This is a genomic window from Rhodococcus sp. ZPP (assembly GCF_017656075.1).
GTDB classification, from domain to species: domain Bacteria; phylum Actinomycetota; class Actinomycetes; order Mycobacteriales; family Mycobacteriaceae; genus Rhodococcus_F; species Rhodococcus_F oxybenzonivorans.
Genome location: NZ_CP058638.1, coordinates 5,761,855 through 5,782,477 on the forward strand (window position 1 = coordinate 5,761,855; position 20,623 = coordinate 5,782,477).

General features: G+C 66.4%; 18 protein-coding genes. 8 read left to right on the top strand and 10 right to left on the bottom strand.

Annotation, left to right across the window (positions count from 1 at the left end; genetic code table 11):
* Positions 1 to 48: 48 nt before the first annotated feature.
* Positions 49 to 846, bottom strand: a complete 798-nt coding sequence (locus HYG77_RS26575) for a carbon-nitrogen hydrolase family protein (protein ID WP_208961143.1) — start codon at positions 844 to 846, stop codon at positions 49 to 51.
* 108 nt (positions 847 to 954) lie between these two features.
* Here HYG77_RS26575 and HYG77_RS26580 point away from each other — a divergent pair, with 108 nt between their 5' ends.
* A complete protein-coding gene (locus tag HYG77_RS26580; protein ID WP_109331746.1) occupies positions 955 to 2,718 on the top strand; it encodes a DEAD/DEAH box helicase in 1,764 nt (587 codons plus the stop codon).
* Positions 2,719 to 2,764: 46 nt separating this feature from the next.
* On the opposite strand, the gene HYG77_RS26585 is transcribed toward HYG77_RS26580, so the two are convergent.
* Positions 2,765 to 3,397, bottom strand: a complete 633-nt coding sequence (locus tag HYG77_RS26585) for a hypothetical protein (protein WP_208961144.1) — start codon at positions 3,395 to 3,397, stop codon at positions 2,765 to 2,767.
* 79 nt (positions 3,398 to 3,476) lie between these two features.
* On the bottom strand, positions 3,477 to 4,022 hold the full coding sequence (locus tag HYG77_RS26590; RefSeq protein ID WP_208961145.1) for a DUF664 domain-containing protein: 546 nt from the start codon (positions 4,020 to 4,022) through the stop codon (positions 3,477 to 3,479).
* Between the two features lie 192 nt (positions 4,023 to 4,214).
* Here HYG77_RS26590 and treS point away from each other — a divergent pair, with 192 nt between their 5' ends.
* Positions 4,215 to 6,050: a maltose alpha-D-glucosyltransferase gene (treS, locus tag HYG77_RS26595; RefSeq protein WP_109335239.1), complete on the top strand. Its 1,836-nt coding sequence runs from the start codon at positions 4,215 to 4,217 to the stop codon at positions 6,048 to 6,050.
* The gene (locus tag HYG77_RS26600; protein WP_159925501.1) at positions 6,047 to 7,435 is read left to right on the top strand and encodes a phosphotransferase; all 1,389 of its coding nucleotides are present in this window, start codon (positions 6,047 to 6,049) and stop codon (positions 7,433 to 7,435) included. The genes treS and HYG77_RS26600 overlap by 4 nt, the downstream gene beginning before the upstream one ends.
* On the opposite strand, the gene HYG77_RS26605 is transcribed toward HYG77_RS26600, so the two are convergent.
* The 5 genes from HYG77_RS26605 to HYG77_RS26625 form a co-directional block, all read right to left on the bottom strand.
* Positions 7,425 to 9,332: an ABC transporter ATP-binding protein gene (locus HYG77_RS26605; RefSeq protein ID WP_109331736.1), complete on the bottom strand. Its 1,908-nt coding sequence runs from the start codon at positions 9,330 to 9,332 to the stop codon at positions 7,425 to 7,427. The genes HYG77_RS26600 and HYG77_RS26605 overlap by 11 nt on opposite strands.
* A 105-nt stretch (positions 9,333 to 9,437) precedes the next feature.
* Entirely contained in the window at positions 9,438 to 10,040 is a 603-nt protein-coding gene (locus HYG77_RS26610) for a hypothetical protein (RefSeq protein ID WP_208961146.1), read from the bottom strand.
* Between the two features lie 24 nt (positions 10,041 to 10,064).
* The gene (locus tag HYG77_RS26615; RefSeq protein ID WP_208961147.1) at positions 10,065 to 10,493 is read right to left on the bottom strand and encodes a YchJ family protein; all 429 of its coding nucleotides are present in this window, start codon (positions 10,491 to 10,493) and stop codon (positions 10,065 to 10,067) included.
* A complete protein-coding gene (locus HYG77_RS26620; RefSeq protein WP_208961148.1) occupies positions 10,490 to 12,052 on the bottom strand; it encodes a long-chain-fatty-acid--CoA ligase in 1,563 nt (520 codons plus the stop codon). The genes HYG77_RS26615 and HYG77_RS26620 overlap by 4 nt, the downstream gene beginning before the upstream one ends.
* Positions 12,053 to 12,123: 71 nt before the next feature.
* Positions 12,124 to 12,948 (bottom strand): hypothetical protein, encoded by an 825-nt coding sequence (locus HYG77_RS26625; RefSeq protein ID WP_208961149.1) that lies wholly within the window; start codon positions 12,946 to 12,948, stop codon positions 12,124 to 12,126.
* A gap of 221 nt (positions 12,949 to 13,169) precedes the next feature.
* Here HYG77_RS26625 and HYG77_RS26630 point away from each other — a divergent pair, with 221 nt between their 5' ends.
* From HYG77_RS26630 to HYG77_RS26645, 4 genes are all read left to right on the top strand, one after another.
* Positions 13,170 to 13,961 (top strand): ABC transporter ATP-binding protein, encoded by a 792-nt coding sequence (locus tag HYG77_RS26630; RefSeq protein WP_109331726.1) that lies wholly within the window; start codon positions 13,170 to 13,172, stop codon positions 13,959 to 13,961.
* Between the two features lie 4 nt (positions 13,962 to 13,965).
* Positions 13,966 to 16,497 carry an FtsX-like permease family protein gene (locus HYG77_RS26635; protein ID WP_208961150.1) on the top strand — a complete coding sequence of 844 codons (2,532 nt, stop codon included), beginning with the start codon at positions 13,966 to 13,968 and terminating at the stop codon, positions 16,495 to 16,497.
* An 84-nt stretch (positions 16,498 to 16,581) separates the two neighbouring features.
* A complete protein-coding gene (locus HYG77_RS26640; RefSeq protein WP_208961151.1) occupies positions 16,582 to 17,763 on the top strand; it encodes an FAD-dependent oxidoreductase in 1,182 nt (393 codons plus the stop codon).
* Between the two features lie 32 nt (positions 17,764 to 17,795).
* Positions 17,796 to 18,590: an aspartate/glutamate racemase family protein gene (locus HYG77_RS26645; RefSeq protein ID WP_109331723.1), complete on the top strand. Its 795-nt coding sequence runs from the start codon at positions 17,796 to 17,798 to the stop codon at positions 18,588 to 18,590.
* Here HYG77_RS26645 and HYG77_RS26650 read toward each other — a convergent pair.
* The gene (locus HYG77_RS26650) at positions 18,578 to 19,231 is read right to left on the bottom strand and encodes a TetR/AcrR family transcriptional regulator (RefSeq protein ID WP_208961152.1); all 654 of its coding nucleotides are present in this window, start codon (positions 19,229 to 19,231) and stop codon (positions 18,578 to 18,580) included. The genes HYG77_RS26645 and HYG77_RS26650 overlap by 13 nt on opposite strands.
* 111 nt (positions 19,232 to 19,342) lie before the next feature.
* The gene (locus tag HYG77_RS26655; protein WP_201453447.1) at positions 19,343 to 19,708 is read right to left on the bottom strand and encodes an SPW repeat protein; all 366 of its coding nucleotides are present in this window, start codon (positions 19,706 to 19,708) and stop codon (positions 19,343 to 19,345) included.
* A 157-nt stretch (positions 19,709 to 19,865) separates the two neighbouring features.
* On the opposite strand from HYG77_RS26655, the gene HYG77_RS26660 reads away from it, so the two are divergent.
* The gene (locus tag HYG77_RS26660) at positions 19,866 to 20,597 is read left to right on the top strand and encodes a DNA alkylation repair protein (RefSeq protein WP_208963533.1); all 732 of its coding nucleotides are present in this window, start codon (positions 19,866 to 19,868) and stop codon (positions 20,595 to 20,597) included.
* Positions 20,598 to 20,623: the final 26 nt, after the last annotated feature.

Genomic DNA, 20,623 nt, shown 5'->3' on the forward strand with positions numbered 1-20,623 from the left:
AACGGTTCGTCTTCGAAACTACTCCACTTCCGGGCGCGGAAATACAGCTCAGATCTCCGTGACGGTGAATCTCCGCAGCGCGAGCGCGGGGTTCTTCTCGCGCACCTCGGTGATGCGTTCCGCGGTGACCGTGGCGATGGCGGTGCCCACCCGTTCGCCGAGCGCAGCGACGGTCACACCCATGGGATCGACGATCATGCTGGCTCCGGCCCCCGTGCGCGCGCTCTGGTCCGCAGCGGCCACGTAGATGGTGTTCTCGATCGCCCGTGCACGCACGAGCGTGGACCAGTGGTCCTCCTTGAGCGGTCCCGGCACCCATTGCGCAGGGAGGAGCAGGACGTCGGTGCCTGCGTCGACGATGCGGCGGGTGACCTCAGGGAATCGAAGGTCGTAGCAAGTCTGCATCCCGAAGGTGAGACCGTCGACGGCGAACGTCTCGGGGGTCCCGATCTCGCCCGCGCGGATCACCTCCGATTCCTTGTATCCGAAGGCGTCGTAGAGGTGCAGCTTGCGGTACGTGGCAACGACGTCTCCCGTCGGGCCGAGAGCCACCAACGTGTTCGAGATGTGGTCGTCGCCGGGCAGCAACTCGTTGACTCCGGCCACCAGGTGTATCTGCAGCTGGGCGGCGGTCTCGGCCAGCGCTGTCACGAACGTGCCGTCCAGTCCCTCCGCCGACTCCACGAGTCGGTGGTCCGTCCGCGGAGCCGTGAACATCGCATACTCGGGGGCCACGACCACCTGTGCGCCGCGATCCGACGCCTCGGTGGCCAGCCTGCGAAGGGTGCTCGCGTTCTCCTGCTTGTCCTGACCGGGGGCGAACTGAATGACGGCGACATCGACCATGGCGTCCACGCTAGGCGACGACCCGTCACAGGTGTCTCCCGTGCCGGTGGCCGCGTATTTACCCGGCATGGCGCTGCGGCGCCGAGTCGTGCACTAAACTGCTGGTCAATGAGTGATATCGAACGTGAACCCGAACCGCCCACTTTTGCCGACCTCGACATCGATGATCGGGTCTTGAAGGCACTGTCCGATGTGGGCTACGAGTCGCCCTCGCCGATCCAGGCAGCCACCATCCCGCCTCTGCTCGCAGGTAACGACGTCGTCGGACTGGCCCAGACCGGTACCGGCAAAACTGCCGCGTTCGCGGTTCCGATCCTCTCCCGGATCGACCTCACCCAGAAGTCGCCGCAGGCCTTGGTGCTCGCACCGACGCGTGAGCTGGCTCTGCAGGTCGCGGAGGCGTTCGGTAAGTACGCCACCCATATTCCGGGTCTCCATGTGCTGCCGATCTACGGCGGCCAGAGCTACGGCGTCCAGTTGTCCGGGCTGCGCCGCGGCGCCCACGTCGTCGTCGGCACGCCCGGCCGGGTCATCGACCACTTGGAAAAGGGCACGCTCGACCTGTCCAAGCTGTCGTACCTCGTCCTCGACGAGGCCGACGAGATGCTGAAGATGGGCTTCCAGGAAGACGTCGAACGCATCCTGTCCGATACGCCGGAACAGAAACAGGTGGCGTTGTTCTCGGCCACCATGCCGGGCGCGATCCGCAAGATTTCCAAGCAGTACCTGCATGATCCCATCGAGATCACGGTGAAGTCGAAGACGTCCACCGCGTCCAACATCTCGCAGCGGTACGTGCAGGTGGCGCATCAGCGCAAGCTCGACGCCCTCACTCGTGTCCTCGAGGTGGAGTCGTTCGAGGCCATGATCATCTTCGTGCGCACCAAGCAGGCCACGGAGGATCTCGCCGAACGCCTGCGCGCCCGCGGGTTCTCCGCTGCCGCGATCAACGGCGACATCGTGCAGGCGCAGCGTGAACGAACCATCGGCCAGCTCAAGAGTGGTGCTCTCGACATCCTCGTCGCCACCGACGTCGCTGCCCGCGGTCTCGACGTCGACCGCATCTCCCACGTGGTGAACTACGACATTCCGCACGACACGGAGTCCTACGTGCACCGCATCGGCCGTACCGGTCGAGCAGGACGCGCGGGCGAGGCTCTGCTGTTCGTCGCGCCCCGGGAACGGCATCTCCTCAAGGCGATCGAGAAGGCAACACGGCAGCCGCTGGCCGAGATGCAGCTTCCGAGCGTCGACGACGTCAACGCGCAGCGCGTCGCGAAGTTCGGCGACTCCATCACCGAGAGCCTCACCTCCGACAACCTGGCGTTGTTCCGCAAGATGATCGAGGACTACGAGCAGGAGCACGACGTGCCGCTCGCCGACATCGCAGCAGCGCTCGCGGTGCAGTCGCGCGACGGTGACGCATTCCTGATGTCACCCGAACCGCCGCCGCCGCCGCGTCGCGAGCGTGAACCGCGGGAACCCCGGGAACGTCCGGCCCGTCGATTCGACGACGGCCCGCCCACCCGGTCGCGGGGCCCGGAGGGTCAGGAACTCGCCACCTATCGCATCGCGGTGGGGAAGCGGCATCGCGTGGTGCCCGGCGCCATTGTGGGTGCCATCGCCAACGAGGGCGGGCTGCGGCGCAGCGATTTCGGGCACATCAGCATCCGTCCCGATCACAGCCTGGTGGAACTACCCGCAGACCTGTCCCGGGAGACGCTCGAGGCCCTGCGGCGCACCCGCATCTCCGGTGTGCTGATCCAGCTTCAGCCCGACTCCGGCCCACCGTCGGGAAGGCCCGGCCGGGGCGACCGCGACGCCGGTAAGTTCCAGCGTGACCGCGACAGTAGAAGAAAGCCGCGCGAGTAGTACCCGCGCGGCTCGCCGAGAAGAGGCCCTGCCGAGCCCCCGGTCATTACGCCGGGGGAGCGGGAGCCGGCGCTGGCTGACCGGCCGCGTCGGCCGGCAGAGGACCCTCGGTGGGAACGAGGAACGTCCCCACGGTGGGCAGTACATAACAGGTGGCGCCGGTGTAGCCGACGGTGCCGAAGATCGACGCAACGACGGTGCCCGGTCCGGTGGCCACCACCTTCGACAGCGACGGGTAGCCGCCCTCGGTGACGCCGTCGAGCGGCAGGATGACGCTGGCGCCGGTATTGGTGTTGATCCACGCGACGGTGAGCCCGGAAGACTGGACGACGCCGGGGTAGGCGGAGAGCGCCTGGAAGCTGATCGCCGCGGCGGCGGGGTCGGTGGTTCCCGAGGCAAGGGTGAGCGTGACCGGGGCGACGGTGCCGCAGCCCACTGTCGGTGCCGTGTACAGGAACGGGGTGTGCGTCCCGGCCACGTCCCGAAGCGCCGTGGACGAGGCCAGGGCCTCGACCGCGACCTGCTCACCGGGCCTGTCCGCCTGAGCGCGCAATTCCGCCAGTCCGGGAACACTCGATGCCGAGGGCTGGGCCGACGCCGTTCCTGACAGACCGAAAGTCGCCACAATGCCGACCGCTGCTGCGGCGACCACGCGCCGCGTTCCGCTCACACCGTCCACCTGAACTCCTCGTCGTCGCTCCTCGGGCGGCTCTGCAGCGCCGTCCGAGCGGTGAATCTACCCGAGCACTGCGCGCCCGTCAGGACCAGGCAGTGCCGCCGGCCAGGGTATCGGCCCGTGCACCATCGATGGACTGTCGGATGATGTCGGCATGCCCGGCATGGCGGGCCATCTCCTCGAGCTGGTGGACCAGCATGAAACGGACAGTGAAAGCAACACCCGGCGTCATCCATTTCGCCACGTCGGCGGGGAGGTGAACGTCCCTGCCGAGATCGGGTTCCGCGGCGATCGCGGCCTCCGTGGCTCGCTCGGCTCGATTGAGCCGGGCGAGGAGTACGTCGACGGTTTCGTCCTCCGCGACATTCCAGGCCGCCATCCATGCGGCAACCGGGTCGGACCCCTCGGCGCGCGGTGTTCCCAGAACGCGGGCCGTCATCGATTCCTCCCCGTCGATCACGTGTTTGAGGAGTGAGGACAGACTCATCTCACTCGCGCTGGGCACGCTGCGCGCCTGCTCCTCGGTCAGGCCCGACATGGCGTTGCGGAATGCGGTGCGCTGATGCTCGAGTAGGAGCAGCAGCAGGCTGCGTTCGTCAAAAATGTCGTCGTGCGTCGTCTCGTTCATGAACACAGTCTCGCGCTGATAGAGGACACCTTCTGTCCGCGTTTACCGTCGAAGTTCAGGAAAGTTGCCGGCCTCCTTCGGGGACGCTCCGCGGCACGCGTTCCGAGCGGTTCAGGCTGACCCGCCCTACCATCGAGGAAGTGTCCGAGGAGCCTCGCGGTTCCTGTGATCGAGTCGCATACCGAGGTGCTAATGCCCCTGGAAGAACCGTCGCCCTCCGTCAACGCCGAGCCGGAACACGACCTGGAGGGCCATATCGTCGAGGCACGGTCCGAAGACTTCTCCCATGCCCGGGAACTGACGGTCGACCACGAGTGGTTCAAGACCGCAGTGTTCTACGAGGTCCTGGTCCGCGCCTTCTACGACTTTTCCGGAGACGGCACCGGCGACCTCGAGGGGTTGACCGCCAAGCTCGACTATCTGTCCTGGCTCGGTGTCGACTGCCTGTGGTTGCCGCCCTTCTACGACTCCCCATTGCGTGACGGCGGCTACGACATCCGTGACTTCCGTGCTGTACTACCGGAATTCGGTACAGTCGAGGACTTCGTTCACCTCTTCGACGAGGCGCATCGGCGCGGGATCCGGGTGATCACCGATCTCGTCATGAACCACACGTCCGACACGCACGCCTGGTTCCAGGAGTCACGCAGCGACCCCGACGGCCCGTACGGCGACTTCTATGTGTGGTCCGACACCGACGAAGGATATCCGGACGCGCGAATCATTTTCGTCGACACCGAGACGTCCAACTGGACGTGGGATCCGGTGCGCAAGCAGTACTACTGGCATCGCTTTTTCTCCCACCAGCCGGACCTGAACTATGACAATCCCGAAGTTCAGGACGCCATGATCGACGTGCTCCGGTTCTGGCTGGACCTCGGTATCGACGGATTCCGGTTGGATGCCGTCCCGTACTTGTTCGAGCGTGAAGGCACCAACTGCGAGAACCTGCCCGAGACGCACGCATTCTTGAAGAAGTGCCGGGCCGTGATGGACGCCGAGTACCCGGGCCGCGCGCTGCTTGCCGAGGCGAATCAGTGGCCCTCCGACGTGGTCGAGTATTTCGGCGAACCGGACGTCGGCGACGAGTGCCACATGGCGTTCCACTTCCCGCTGATGCCGCGGATCTTCATGGCCGTGCGGCGACAGAACCGCTTCCCGATTTCGGAGATTCTCGCGCAGACACCACCCATTCCCAGTTCGTGCCAATGGGGAATCTTCTTGCGAAATCATGACGAGTTGACGCTCGAGATGGTGTCCGACGAGGAGCGCGACTACATGTATGCCGAATACGCACAGGACCCGCGGATGAAGGCGAACATCGGTATTCGCCGTCGTCTCGCGCCGCTGCTCGAGAACGATCGCAACCAGCTCGAGCTTTTCACGGCACTGCTGCTCAGCCTGCCGGGCTCTCCCGTCCTGTACTACGGCGACGAGATCGGTATGGGCGACAACATCTGGCTGGGTGATCGGGATTCCGTCCGTACTCCCATGCAGTGGACGCCCGACCGCAACGCCGGGTTCTCCCGGGCGGATCCGGCCCGAATGTATCTGCCGGTCATCATGGACCCCACGTACGGATATCAGTCGGTGAACGTCGAAGCGCAGATGAACTCGACCAACAGCCTGCTCCACTGGACGCGGCGAATGATCCAGGTGCGGAAACAGCATCCGGCGTTCGGTACCGCCTCGTTCACCGAACTGGGCAGCGCCAACCCGGCCGTGCTGTCCTATGTGCGGGAAACGCCGCCCAGCTCGGAAGGCGCACCCGCGGATGTCATCCTGTGTGTCAACAACCTGTCGAGGTATCCGCAGGCGGTGATCCTCGACTTGTCGCAATATGCCGGTCGCATCCCGGTGGAACTCACCGGATCGGTTCCGTTCCCGCCGATCACGGACGACGGATACATGGTCACATTGCCGGGGCACGGCTTCTTCTGGTTTGCCCTGCAACCGGATCCACGGGACGGCGGAGTGACAGACGGTCACCCGGTGAGCAGCGAGGCAGAACAGGCGGTACAGCCGTGAATCAACCGACGACAATCCCCGACCACATCCTCGAGCCCCAGCTCGCTCGATGGCTGCCTGAGCGCCGCTGGTTCGCTGCCAAGGGGAACACCATTTCCGGTGTCCGGATTCTGCTGCGCCAGCCTCTCGCCGGTGTGCCGGGGTTCGCGGTCGATCACCTCCTGGTCTCGGTGGACTTCGAGACCGGGCCACCGCAGGTCTATCAGGTGCCGCTCGGTTTCCGCAGTCACCTTCCCGAAGACCTGGTGCCCTGGGCGCTACCTGCGCCCGACGGAGATGTCGGTTCGGAATGGTTCGCCTACGACGGCCTGCACGACGCCGAAGTGATCGATCTCTACGCGGAACGGCTCGCGTCGCCGCAGGGTTCGGGGCCGATCCGGCTGCGGACCGCTCCCGGAAGCGTCATCGAACCCGGCCTGAAGGGGCGGACCCTCGGCGCTGAACAATCGAATACGTCCGTGGTGCTCGGGGACAAGTTGCTGATGAAGATCTTCCGCCTCGTGACCCCGGGGACGAACCCGGACGTGGAGATGCACCGGGTACTCGGCGAGGCAGGCAGCGAGTACGTGGCAACCTTGCGCGCGTGGATCGAATCCGACGTGGAAGGCATCGAAACGACCCTGGCGATGGTCCAGGACTTCGCCGCCAATTCGGCGGACGGGTGGACGATGGCACTCGGTAGCGTGCGCGACCTTCTGATGGAGGCGGACCTCCGCGCAGACGAGGTCGGGACGGACTTCGCGGGGGAGTCGTATCGCATGGGGGCTGCGGTCGCCGAGGTGCATGCCACCCTCGCGCGGGCGCTCGGCACCGAGGACAAGGCAGTCACGTCCACGACGGTGGCGGCAATGCTGCGCCGTCTGGAGGCGGCTACCGAGGTCGTTCCCGAGTTGGCGGAAGTGGCACCCGCCATTCGGGAACGGTATGCGGAGGCCGAGTCGCTGGGGAGCATCACGGTGCAGCGGATTCACGGCGACCTCCACCTCGGCCAGGTGCTCCGAACCCCCGAACGGTGGTTGCTCATCGACTTCGAGGGAGAACCCGCCAAGACGCTGACCGAGCGGCGGGAACCGGACAGCCGCCTGCGCGACGTCGCGGGCATGCTGCGTTCCTTCGATTACGCCGCACATCACCTGCTCGCCGACTCCGTGACGGAAGCGGCAGCGTCGCAGCGCGAGTTCCGCGCGCGCGAGTGGGCCCACCGCAACGGAACGGCCTTCTGCGAGGGATATACCTCGGTCGCCGGTGACGACCCTCGGTCTTCATCAGTCCTGCTTCGCGCCTACGAACTGGACAAGGCCGTCTACGAAGTGGTGTACGAGGCCCGGAACCGCCCGCGGTGGATGTCGTTGCCCCTCGGCGCGATCCGCCGGCTTACGTCGTAGCCGAGATGACCTCCGTCAGGGTGGGCGACGACTGGGTACCCGTGTCGAACTGGGTGCGGTACAGCTCCTGGTAGCGGCCACCGAGGGCGAGGAGTTCGCTGTGGGTGCCGCGTTCGACGACTCGTCCGGCCTCGATCACGAGAATCAGGTCGGCGGCGCGGACGGTGGAGAGCCGGTGTGCGATCACCACGGCGGTTCGTCCGGCCAGTGCCTCGCCCAGTGCCTCCTGCACCGCCGCCTCCGACGTCGAATCGAGATGCGCGGTGGCCTCGTCGAGGATGACGACGCGCGGATGGGCGAGCAGCAGTCGGGCGATGGTCAGTCGTTGTCGCTCACCGCCGGAGAGCCGATAGCCACGTTCCCCGACCACCGTGTCGAGGCCGTCGGGCAGCGCCGCCACCAGTTCGGTGAGCCTGGCCCGTTCCAGCACCTCGTCCAGTTCGGCGGCGGAGGCGCCCGGGCGGGCGAGCAGGAGGTTGGCGCGGACGGTGTCATGGAAGAGGTGCCCGTCCTGCGTCACCATGCCGACGGTGGCGCGGACGGAGTCGGCGGTGAGATCCCGGACATCGACGCCGCCGAGTTCGACCACGCCGGCATCCACGTCGTAGAGCCGCGGGACGAGCTGGGCAATGGTGGACTTTCCCGCTCCCGAAGATCCCACCAAGGCGACCATCTGGCCGGGTTCGGCACGGAACGACACTCCGTGCAGTACCTCGACGCCCTCCCGGGTGTCGAGGGTCGCGACCTCCTCGAGGGATGCCAGCGACACCTTGTCGGCGGCCGGATAGGCGAACTCCACATTCCGGAATTCCACCGACACGGGGCCGTCGGGCACTACCGTGGCGTCTGGCTTTTCCTGAATCAGCGGTTGCAGATCCAGTACCTCGAAGACGCGCTCGAAACTGACGAGCGCGCTCATCACGTCGACGCGGGCACTGGCGAGCGCGGTGAGCGGTGAGTACAACCGGGTGAGGAGCATCGCCATGGCGACGACGGCGCCGGCGTCGAGCTGACCGCGCAATGCGTAGAACCCGCCGAGACCGTAGACGAGGGCCAGCGCCAACGCCGACACCAACGTGAGCGCGGTCACGAACACCGACTGCAACATCGCCGTCCGGACCCCGATGTTGCGGACCCGCCGGGCCCGGACCGCGAACTCGGCGGACTCTTCTGAGGGGCGGCCGAACAGCTTCACGAGGGTGGCTCCCGGTGCCGAGAAGCGTTCGGTCATCTGGGTGCTCATGACCGAGTTGTAGTTGGCGGCCTCCCGGTTGAGCTGCGCGAGCCGGGCACCCATCCGGCGGGCGGGCAGCACGAAGATCGGCAGCAGCAGCAGCGCGAGGAGGGTGATCTGCCAGGAGATTCCGATCATGACGATGAGGGTGATACCGAGCGTCACAAGGTTGGCGGCGACACCGGAGAGCGTGTCACTGAACGCGCGCTGCGCTCCGATCACGTCGTTGTTGAGGCGGCTCACGAGGGCACCTGTGCGGGTGCGGGTGAAGAACGCGATGGGCATGCGCTGCACATGGTCGAACACCGCGGTTCGCAGATCGAGGATCAGGTTCTCGCCGATGCTCGCCGACAACCATCGCGTCCACAGGCCCAGAGCGGCCTCGAGGACGGCGATGAGCGCGATGAGCCCGGCCAGACGGACCACGGCGGACACGGCGTCGCCGTCGATGATCGCCTCCACCACACGGCCGGCGAGCACCGGTGTCGCCACGGCCAGCGCCGCGGTGATCACGCTGAGCAGGAGGTACCACGCCAGGCTCCGTCGGTGCGGCGCGGCGAAGCGGGCGATCCGCCGCAAGGTGGTGCGCGAGAACGGTCGACGATCCTCCTGGGCGTGCATCGCGTTGTACATCGCGTTCCACGCTGTGACTTCCATGCTCATGCCAGCGGCCTCCTGTCGCTACCCACACGGTAGAGCGTGGGTATGACACGACGGTAGAACCTGAACCGAACTCGAGGTCAAGCGCTGGGGTGCCGAGCGTGCTTCCTACCTCGCGATGTCGACGACCACCCTCGTCGGTCCCGACAAACTCGACACCGTAAACGGCCTGTCGGGGCGCGTCACGCCGATGAACGATTGGGTGACACCTTCGAAGACGAGGGCACCGTTGACCTCGGTCACTACCCCGCCGGGCTCCCCGGGCAATGGGTTCGGACCGGCATACCCTTCCACGCCGCTGTCGAAGGGATATGCGGAGCCGTCGATCAGCACTTGGAGAATTCCGTTGCCCGACATCGGGATCGACCTGCCGCTGCCGTCCTGGACGGCCTCGTCGACGTACTCGACCCGCCAGCCCGGCGTGCCCGTTCCGCCGAGTTCGTAGACCACTCGATCGAAGCCCTCGTGCCGACCGATCCGGATGTCGGTCACCGTCAGTTTCGCCGGACCGGACGCCTCGGACGACTTCGGCGACGCGTCGGTCGGGACCGTCGATGCGTCGGGTTCGAGTGCGGTGCTCGTGGTCGCCGCGGCGGCGGGTGACGTCGCCGCGACACTGCTGGCGGAGTTCGACTCCGAACATCCGGTGAGTGTCAGGGCCAGCGCGCAGGCGGCGAAGACGGCGACGGGGCCGATCCGGTGGTTGTTCATGTTTCGATCGTAAGCCGGGGGCGATCAGACACGCGGGAGCCGCCGCCCCGGCGCCGCATGTGCGTCGAGATACAGCCAGCGACCGTCCACGCGGACGAAACGGCTGTTCTCGTGGAGCGAGCCGCGCTCGCCGTCCAATACGAAATGGGCCCGGAACTCGACAGTGCCGGCGGTGTCGAGGAGTCCTCCGCCGCTCGACCCGAGGATGTCGAGCCGGGTCCACCGCTGCGCGGGGTCGAGGTCGAGGTCGTCAGGCCGGGTGCTCGGATGCCAGGTTGCCAGGAGATAGCCGGCGTCGAGGACGGCGAAGGCGCTGAAACGGGACCGCATGAGCCGCTCGGCGGTCGGGGCGGTGGCCTCGCCGCGGTGGAACCGTCCGCAGCAGTCGTCGTACGGCTCACCGAACAGGCAGGGGCATCGACCGGTCACGACTCCAGTATGGACGGTGCTCACACAAGCTTGTGGCTGCGGTCCTTCCAGTACGGTGCACGTAGTTCCCGTTTGAGGATTTTCCCCGTCGGATTGCGCGGCAGCATCTCGACGACGTCGATGCTGGTCGGGCATTTGAACTTTGCCAGACGCTGGTGGGTGTAGTGGATCAGCTCGTCCGGGTCGGCGACGGTTCCCTCGACGGGGACGACGATCGCCTTCACAGTTTCGCCCCAATGCTCGTCGGGCACACCGATCACCGCCACCTCCGCCACCGCCGGGTGTTCGACCAGCACCCGCTCGATCTCGGGCGAGTAGACGTTTTCGCCGCCGGTGATGATCATGTCCTTGAGGCGGTCCTCGATGTAGACGAATCCGTCCGCGTCTGCGCGTCCCATGTCGCCGCTGCGGAGCCACCCGTCGGCGGTGATCGCCTCGGCCGTCGCCTCGGGTTTGCCGAGATAGCCCGGTGTCCGCTGTTCAGTGCGCCACCATAATTCGCCGGTTTCCCCGGGGGCGACGTCCCGGGTGGTGACCGGGTCCACGATGCGCATCTCCACGCCGGGGATCGGCTGTCCCGCCGACGCCATGCGTTCGACCTGCGTTTCGTCGCGGTGCACCTCGGGGAGGAGGGCTGTGACGACACCGGCGCATTCGGTCATCCCGTACACCTGGACGAATTCCGTCCTGGGCCAAGCAGCCAACGCGCTCCGGAGTAGCGGCAGTGGCATCGGCGCCGCTCCGTACGTGATGCGGCGGAGCGCGCCGAACGCGGCGACGGCCTGTTCGCCTGCGGCCAGGACGCCCGCGATCACCGGTGGAACGAGGAACGCGATAGTGGCTCCGGCGGCAAGACCTGCGAACAGTGACGGGGCATCGGCATCCCGCGCGACATGGCATCGAGCGCCGGCGTGGATTCCCATGATCGCGTAGCAACTACCACCGACGTGGAAGAGTGGCATCGCGACGAGGAAGCAGTCGTCCTCCCGGGCGGGAAGCACGGCGAGCGCGTCGACGTTGTGGGCGTTCAGGTTGCGGTGCGTCAGCTGCACCCCCTTCGGCTTACCGGTGGTTCCGGAGCTGTAGAGAATCAACGTCGTCGACTCGGGATCCACGACGGGCGGCCGCCACAACGGGGACGCCTCCGTCAACCACGGCTCGAATTCGTCGTGCTCGCCACCGACGGTGATGAATTGCTCGATACCGGTCATCCGATCGCGCAGCGCCATGACCTGTTGCAGAAACTCGTTCCCGACAAAGAGGATTCGGGCACGGCAGTCGTTGATCACGTAGTCGAGTTCCTCGCCGGCGAGCCGCCAGTTGGGAACCGCGGTGGCCGCCCCGAGCACACCCGCCGCGTAGGTCACCTCCAAGCAGGAGAGGTGATTCTTGTCGAGAAAAGCGACCGTGTCTCCCTGCCGTATTCCTCCTTCCGCCAGAGCTCCGGCGATCTGCAGAATGCGGTCGCGCCATTCCGACCACGTGTACGCGCGATCCTGGAACTGCACGGCGATGGCGTTCGGTCGGAACTGCGCCCAGTGCGCGAGCCGGTCGAAGATGATTCCGTTCGCGGCGTCCGACATGCGCCCACCTCTCCTGTGTGACATCAGTCACAAGGTTAGTGGCCGGGGGACGGCTCAGGACGGTTTTGCCCTCACCCGGCGGAAGCGGCCGGCCTGCGTGCGCCGGTGCGGCGAAACGCGGCGCCGGCGACTATTCCGACCACGATGAGCGCGATCGCCAGCCAGTCCGGGTCATTGTCGGTGACGAGCATGGCGATGCCCACGCCCATCAGGAACGGTGGCAGGAACTCGAACAGTTTCAGGAGCGGTGGTGCCACTTCTTCCGGTTCTCCGGGTTCCCGCGGCGCCCGCGCAGTCGCCACATCCGGATACCACTCGGTGAAGGACAGCGCGAACAGCAACGCCCCGATCGGAATGATCCAGCCCGTCCAGAAGTTGTCCGGCTGCCGCAGCACCGCGTCGCCGAACAGCCCGGCCGCCGCCGATACCGTGAACGACAGGGCCCACACCAGTGTGATGCGCTGGTTGATCGCCAGGAAGAGCGGTGAGCTCCAATACTCCTCAGGCGTAGTCTCTTTCGCATACGGCAGGGTGAACGGGTTGCGCAGAAGTAGTGAGCCGAACGCGAAAACGACCAGCGCAAGGCTCGACATTTCACCCGACCACGTCTCCAGCCACGTGATCACGGTGTCGGAGGCGAACAGTCCGATAGCGGCGAGGCAGCCGAAGTAGACGATGTCGAACACTTCGAGGGGTTTGAGGGCTCCACCCCGGCGATGGCTGAGAAACAGGAACAGGATCGACAACGCGAGAGCGGCGGCGACCGATTCCTCGAATCGTCCCGGACCCGACAGCAGCGACATCACGATCCACGGAGTCAGCCCGGCGAAGGGCGACTGGAGGAAGGCGTCGACGAATCGCGCGCCTGCTCTCGGCTTCGGGGACTCGGTGGTCATGAGCTTCTCCTTCGCGCCGGTGTGTCCGAATTCTCTCAGTCCGCCTCTCGCGCTGCTCAGGTTTCCGCGGTGCCGGTCCACGATCGTCGTCCGCCAAAGATCAGGGTGGTCCCCGATGGCGGCCCGACCCACCTCTCGACAAGATGGTGGAGTGCGCCCCGCGCGCCGGCCCGACCCGTCACCACGGGGTGGGGCCGTCACAGAAGAAACGAAAGGCGATCATGAGCACGCATGCCCCCGCTGTCGCTGCCCGTGCTGTCGAGCTGTCGAAGACCTACGGCACCGGCGACACCCAGGTCCACGCGCTCAGCGCGGTATCGGCGGAGTTCGCCCGTGGTGAGTTCACTGCGATCATGGGCCCCTCCGGGTCCGGTAAGTCGACGTTGATGCATTGCCTCGCCGGGTTGGACTCGGCCAGTTCGGGTTCGGTGCTCATCGGCGACACCGAGCTGACGACGCTGTCGGACAAGCAGATGACGCAGCTGCGCCGTGACCGCATCGGGTTCGTCTTCCAGGCGTTCAACCTGGTGCCGACCCTCACCGCTCTCGAGAACATCACCCTCCCGCTCGACATCGCGGGCCGTGCGCCCGACGCGGTGTGGTTGAACAACGTGCTGGACAAACTGGGTCTGCAGGACCGCCTCGGGCATCGCCCCGGCGAGTTGTCCGGCGGACAGCAGCAGCGGGTGGCGTGTGCCAGGGCGCTCGCCGGACAGCCGGAGATCATCTTCGGTGACGAGCCCACCGGAAACCTCGACTCGAAGTCTTCGGGGGAGGTGCTGTCCATCCTCCGTGCGGCGGTCGACGAGTTCCACCAGACGGTCGTGATCGTTACGCACGATCCGCGCGCGGCAGCGTACGCCGACCGGGTGGTGTTCCTCGCCGACGGGAAGATCGTCGACGAGTTGAGAGATCCGACCGCCGATTCGGTCCTGGACACGATGAAGCGGCTCGACGAGCCGGCATCGGTATCCGGCGGCGCCCATGCACTCGCCACGGACGCGGTGGTCTGACGGTATGGCGTCCACCTCTCGCGCTCCCATGCGCAAGGTTTCGCTGCGCAATCTCGCCGCCCACAAGGTGCGGCTCGCCCTGACCGTCCTCTCCGTCGTCCTCGGCACCGCCTTCGTCGCCGGGTCTTTCGTCTTCACCGACACACTCCAGAAGACCTTCGATTCGATTTTCGAGAACACCGCCCAGGGCGTCGACGTCCGGGTGTCGAGCGCCGAGGAGAACTCGCGCGGTATTCCACTCGCGGACGTGGACACGGTCGTCGCGGTCGACGGAGTCCGCAAGGTGGCGCCCTCGGTCAGCGGACAAATCGTGCTCATCGGCTCCGACGGTGCTGCCGTGCAGACCGGGGGAGCGCCGAGCGTCGGGGAGTCCTACCTGCCGCCCGACCAGGCGCTCGGTGAGGCCGACGAGTACCTCGAGGGCACTCCGCCGGCCCAGGTGGGCCAGATCGCGGTCAACGCGAGCGCCGCCGAACGCGCCGGTCTCACCGTCGGCGACACCACGAAGGTCCTGGTCCCTGCCCGCGGCATGGTGGACGTGACGGTGTCCGGCATCTATTCCACGGGCAACGACACCGGTGGCTTCCTCAGCGCCACGTTCGTGGACTCCCAGGCGCGTGAGCTGTTCACCGACGGCGAGCACGTCGAGTACCTCGATGTCGCCGGAACCGGTCTGTCGCAGACTGATCTGCGGGACCGGATCGCGGCGGCCCTCCCCGATGCCCAGGTGCAGACGGGCGACGAGGTGCGCGAGGAGACCAAGGCCGAAATCTCGGAGGCACTGAGTTTCGTCAACTATTTCCTGCTGGCATTCGGAGCAATCGCCCTTCTGGTGGGCACCTTCATCATCTACAACACGTTCTCGATGATCGTCGCTCAGCGACTGCGCGAGCTGGCCCTGCTTCGTGCAATCGGAGCCAGCCGTCAGCAGGTCGGCCGGTCGGTGGTCTTCGAAGCACTCGTCGTGGGAGTGATCGGCAGTGCGATCGGAATCGCCGCCGGGATCGGCCTGGCTTACGGTCTGCGCACAGTGCTCAACGCGTTCGACCTCGGCCTGCCCGAGGGACCGCTCCAGGTCGCACCACGGACCATCCTCGTCGCCCTGGTGATCGGGGTCGTCGTCACGACGGTCAGCGCATACGCACCGGCCCGTCGGGCGGCCAAGGTTCCGCCCGTGGCGGCGATGCGTGAGGAATTCGCGTCCACCGGGGATTCGCTGCGGATCCGGACGATCGTCGGTGCGGTGCTCGGCGCGCTCGGTGTGGTGGGCCTCGTCGTCGGTTCGCGAGGGACGGGAGGCGGTGCGGCCGCAGTGGTGGGTATCGGTGCCCTGGGCCTGATCCTTGCCGTGCTGTTCGCCGCACCTGCACTGTCCCGGCCGGTGGTCGGTGCACTCGGCGCCGTCCTCGCGAAACCGTTCGGGCCGATCGGCAGGCTCGCACGCACCAACGCCGTCCGCAATCCCCGGCGCACGGCCGCGACTGCGTTCGCCCTCACGCTGGGACTGATGCTCGTTTCGGTGATCGGCGTATTCGGATCTTCGGCCAAAACGGGCGTCAATCAGCTCGTCGACGTGGGAGTGACCGCCGACTACATCCTCACCGGACCCAACCAGATCGGTGTCCCGTCCGGCGCGGCGCGCGCCGTCCGGAACCTCGACAGCGTCCAGAGTGCCACCGCTCTGCACCCCGTGTCCGTCACGGTCGACGACGAACCAGAGCAGGGCGCCTCACTCGAAGGTCCCATCGACGGGGTGCTCGACTACACCCTCGTCGAGGGCGCCGCCGACCTCACGGCCAATCACCTGCTGGTCTCCCAGACAGCGGCCACGGACAAGGGCTGGACGCTCGGTTCGACGGTTCCGATGAAGAGCGCCGACGGCAAGGTCGTCGACGCGGAGGTGGCGGGAGTGTTCGAGGACAACCAGCTGATCGGGGAGTGGGTGGTGTCCGACGACGTGTATCGCCAGGTGATGCCCGCCGCAACCCTGCCGGCCTTCACGGTGCTGATCGACGCGAAGCCGGGAACCGACCTGACGCAACTACGGTCCGACCTCGAGGCCGCGACCAAACAGTTCGTCGTGGTTCAGGTACAGGACCGAGAGCAGTTCAAGGGAACACAGGGTGCTCAAATCGACACCCTCCTCGCCATCCTCTACGGACTGCTCGCCCTGGCCGTCGTGATCGCGATCCTGGGAATCATCAACACGCTCGCCCTGTCCGTGGTGGAACGACGCCGTGAGATCGGCATGCTCCGGGCCGTCGGAATGCAGCGTGCGCAGATGCGTCGCACCATCTATCTGGAGTCGATGCTCATCGCGGTGTTCGGTGCCGCGGTCGGGGTGTTGCTCGGAATCGCTTTCGGGTGGGGCTTCGTGAGCACGTTGAAGGATCAGGGGCTCGAGCAGGTGACGGTGCCGTGGGGGCAGGTCACCGCCATGCTCCTCGGATCCGGCGTGGTCGGGGTGCTGGCAGCGTTGTGGCCCGCGAGCCGGGCAGCACGCACCCGCCCGCTCGAGGCCATCGCCGATCTCTGACCCGTGAGCATTTGATATGACTGGTGCACGGAATGTGATGGCGATCATGTGGGTCGCGTCGGCAGATTGGGCGGGTACGGGACAGTGCAGAAGATCGTCATCGTAGGAGCGGGTCTGGCAGGCCTGCGCACAGCTGAGGAACTCCGGCGGGCGGGCTACGCGGGTGACCTGGTACTTCTGGGCGGTGAGCCACACCTGCCCTACGACCGGCCGCCGCTGTCGAAGGAGGTGGTGCGCGGCGAGAAGAGCGACACCACGCTCAAGCCGCGGGAATTCTTCGACGAGAAGAACATCGAACTGCGGCTCGGTGTCGAAGCGGCCTCTCTCGATCCGGAATCCCGCATCCTGAGACTCGCGGACGGCTCCGAGGTGGCCTACGACGAACTGGTCATCGCCACCGGACTCGTGCCACGCCGCATCCCCGGTCTACCGGAACTGGCCGGCATCCACGTTCTCCGATCCATCGACGAGTGTCTCGCGCTGCGATCGGACATGGCCGATGCCCGGCGTGCGCTGATCGTGGGCGCCGGTTTCATCGGTTGCGAACTCGCGGCCAGCATGCGGGCCGGTGGGCTGGAGGTGGTGCTCGTCGAGCCGCAACCGACACCGCTCGCGTCGATCCTGGGCGAGAAGATCGGTGGCCTGGTGGCGCGACTGCACGTGGACGAGGGCGTCGATCTCCGGGCCGGGGTCGGCCTGCAGTCGTTGACCGGGACAGATCGGGTCACCGGGGCAGTGCTCGGTGACGGCAGCGAGGTGACCGCCGACGTCGTCGCGATCGGTGTCGGCTCGGTGCCGGTCACCGGTTGGCTCGAGGGGGCGGGGGTCGAACTGGACAACGGCGTGGTCTGCGACGATGTCGGCCGGACAGCGGTTCCGCACGTGTGGGCCGTCGGCGACGTGGCCGCGTGGCAGCTGCAGGTGGGCGGCCGCAAGCGCGTCGAGCACTGGAGTAATGCCGGCGAGCAGGCCAAGCTTCTTGCCGGTGCGTTGACCGGGACGGGGAGTGGAAGTCCCGCGGCGCACGTGCCGTACTTCTGGAGCGACCAGTACGACCTCAAGATCCAGGCATTGGGCGCCGTGGCGGGCACCGACGTGGTGCACGTGGTCAAGGACGACGGACGTAAGTTCCTCGCGTACTACGAGCGCGACGGCATCCTGTCGGGAGTCGTCGGCGCCGGGATGGCAGGAGCGGTGATGAAAATGCGGGCCAAGATCGCCGCCGGTACACCCATCGGTGAGGTTCTCGAGGCCGCGTCGGCGTAGGGCGGTTCGCGAGGACGCGATAGATTCGACCGGTGATTGTTGCGCTCATCGACTCGGGCCTGGGGATGCTGCCCACTGCGTTGTGGCTACGCACGAAGCGGCCGGAGCTGAACCTGATGCTCGCCCTCGATCCGGATGGAGCGCCGTGGGGCCCCAAACCGGAACAGTGGGTGATCGATCGGGTCCTCGAGACCGCGCAGCGCTGCCTCGACCGCGGTGCACAGGTGATCGTGCTGCCGTGCAACACGGCAAGTGTCACCGCACTGGAACACGTGCGGGAGTTGGTCGGACCGGGTGTCCCGGTGATCGGTACGGTGCCGGCGATCAAGCCCGCGGCCGCTGCCTGTGACTCGGTTGCGATCTGGGCGACAGCGGCCACCACTGCGAGCCGGTACCAGGCCGATCTGATCGAGCGTTTCGGCAACGGAAGTTCCGTGGTGAGCATTGCCTGTCACGGGCTGGCCGAGGCCATCGACCGGGGCGAGCGAGGGGCGGCCACAGCAGCCATTGCTTCGGCCGCAGCGCGCACCCCCGACGATGTCGGGGCAGTGGTGCTGGGATGCACGCACTACCCACTGGTGGCGGACGAGATCGCGGCAAGTCTCCCCGCGGGAGTGCACTTGTTCGACAGCGCGGAAGCGGTAGCGGCGCAGACCATTCGCCGCATCGATGCACTCGGTGAGGCGGGTGACGCTCAAGGGGCACACCACGCTCGTGCCGGCTCCGTCGAGGTCTACCTGAGTGGTCGACCCGGCAGCCTCCCCGAGAGCGCGCGTGCGTTTCCGGTCGGCCGACTACTCACAGCGGGCGCGTCTCAACCCAGCTGAACCATCCCGGCGGCCACCACGCGCGCCACATTGTCCAATTCGTCGCCGTACCTACGTGGTAGGTCGTCGAGGTCATGGAGACGGTCATTGCCCGCCATCGAGAACATGGCTGCCACCCAGGCCGTTGCGCACGCACGCAACGTGCCCGGTTGCACCGGATACGGCGAACTCGCCTGCAGGAGCCGTTCGGTGATATCTCTGAGGTAATCGCGGAACCGCCGCAGATGAGCGCGAACATCCGGGTGGGTCTCGGCCTCGCGCCAGATGATCACCCGCATCACCGACGAGTGGTGGTCGCGCAGATTCAACGCGGTATCGAGGTTCACCAGGCTCGCCGCCGGATCACCAGGACTCACGAGGGGACTGACGTCACGAAACGGTTCGGTGGGCAGCCTCTCGGACAGCAACGCCAGGAGGATGTCGGTCTTGGCCGGAAAATAGTAGAACACCAAGCCTTTCGGGACGTGGGCGGCCGAGGCGATGGAGGCGGTGGATGTGGCGTCGAATCCGTGTGTCGCAATGAGGGATTCGGCGGCGTCGAGGATCAGCTCCCGGGCATCGCCATCGATCTTCGCGCTGCGCCGTCGCCGTCCTTTGCGGGGTGGGGGAACGCCGGGTATTCCGAGATGAGGTGCGTGCATGAGCCTTTTCCGGACGTGAACGGCGGGGCGAAGGCCGGGGCGGCGATGACTATCGCCGGATCCACGTTCCTTCGCCCCGCTCGAATCGGTGTTCTCGGTATGCGGCACGGATCAGTGATGGGTGGCAAGCCCTCCGTGTCCGTGCATCCGGGAACTCATTACCGGCATTGCCGTGACGGCCACGACCACCGCGAGCACGCCGACCACCCACGCGGTCCACGACGCTCCCCGGAGTCCGTCGAAGTTCATCACCCAGGGGGAGAGGAACAGCAGAACACCGAAGATGCCCATGGCGTATTCGGCCATCGTGAAATCCGGACGGAACATGTGGACCAGACCGGACAGCGCTATGAGAGCGCCCAGCACGATCAGGGACCAACGGGCGGCATTATTCGTGTCGAGCCACAGCGGCGAGAGCGCCGCGAAGACTCCGATCACGATGGCCGCTATATCTTGCATGCGACTCCACGACTTCATGTCCAGCCTCCTCGGAACGGATTGTGTCCACCTCGAGTACACGCCTGATTGACCGCCCGATCAATATCTGCGTCGTTGCAGTCCAGTAACGTCAGCCGCTGGTCAAAGCCATTTCGTAACCACTCTCGAGGATGTCGGTGGCGTGTGGGACAGTGCGCTGGTGACCTCCACTGCGCGCGACGTGATCCAAGCACTCGCTGAACTGGCAGACGAGAAAGTCGCTGTGGGATCCGCGCGCTTTTTCAAGACCGGACCGGGTGAATACGGGGAGGGCGACGTATTCATCGGTGTGCGGGTTCCGGCTACCCGGGGTGTGGTGCGCCGGCACCGCGATCTCGAGCCGCCCGAGGTCGAGACCCTGCTCGACAGCCCCGTGCACGAGCACCGTCTGGCCGGCCTGCTGATTCTGGTGTCCCAGTGCACGACTGCAGCGCGCGCCGGCGAGGACGCCGTGGTCGAGAAGGTGGCCCGCTTCTACGTGGACCTCGTGTTACGCGGACGCGTCAACAACTGGGACCTCGTCGATTCCTCCGCCGACCACATCCTCGGCACCTGGCTTGTCGAGAAACCACGGGACCTGATATTCCGACTCGCGGCGGATGACGACCTGTGGCGACGACGCGTCGCTCTACTCAGCACGTTTGCGTTCATCCGGCGAGGGGACGCGTCGACCACGCTGGAGGTGGCGCAGCGGGTGCTCGGTGACCGACGGGATCTGACCCAGAAAGCGACGGGGTGGATGCTGCGGGAGGTGGGGAAGCGGGTCGACCGCGCTCTGCTCACCGATTTTCTCGACCGCAACGCCGCCGTGATGGGCCGGACCGCGCTCAGCTATGCCTGCGAGCACCTGACGGCCGCGGAGCGAGCCGCGTACCGTGCGCAGCGCTGACCGTGCCGTACGCGATACCGCTACAT

Coding starts and splice junctions, on each gene's coding strand:
- HYG77_RS26575 (WP_208961143.1), bottom strand. CDS start 846: ATGGTCGATGTCGCCGTCATTCAGTTCGCCCCCGGTCAGGACAAGCAG.
- HYG77_RS26580 (WP_109331746.1), top strand. CDS start 955: ATGAGTGATATCGAACGTGAACCCGAACCGCCCACTTTTGCCGACCTC.
- HYG77_RS26590 (WP_208961145.1), bottom strand. CDS start 4,022: ATGAACGAGACGACGCACGACGACATTTTTGACGAACGCAGCCTGCTG.
- treS (WP_109335239.1), top strand. CDS start 4,215: ATGCCCCTGGAAGAACCGTCGCCCTCCGTCAACGCCGAGCCGGAACAC.
- HYG77_RS26605 (WP_109331736.1), bottom strand. CDS start 9,332: ATGAGCATGGAAGTCACAGCGTGGAACGCGATGTACAACGCGATGCAC.
- HYG77_RS26610 (WP_208961146.1), bottom strand. CDS start 10,040: ATGAACAACCACCGGATCGGCCCCGTCGCCGTCTTCGCCGCCTGCGCG.
- HYG77_RS26620 (WP_208961148.1), bottom strand. CDS start 12,052: ATGTCGGACGCCGCGAACGGAATCATCTTCGACCGGCTCGCGCACTGG.
- HYG77_RS26625 (WP_208961149.1), bottom strand. CDS start 12,948: ATGACCACCGAGTCCCCGAAGCCGAGAGCAGGCGCGCGATTCGTCGAC.
- HYG77_RS26630 (WP_109331726.1), top strand. CDS start 13,170: ATGAGCACGCATGCCCCCGCTGTCGCTGCCCGTGCTGTCGAGCTGTCG.
- HYG77_RS26635 (WP_208961150.1), top strand. CDS start 13,966: ATGGCGTCCACCTCTCGCGCTCCCATGCGCAAGGTTTCGCTGCGCAAT.
- HYG77_RS26650 (WP_208961152.1), bottom strand. CDS start 19,231: ATGCACGCACCTCATCTCGGAATACCCGGCGTTCCCCCACCCCGCAAA.
- HYG77_RS26655 (WP_201453447.1), bottom strand. CDS start 19,708: ATGAAGTCGTGGAGTCGCATGCAAGATATAGCGGCCATCGTGATCGGA.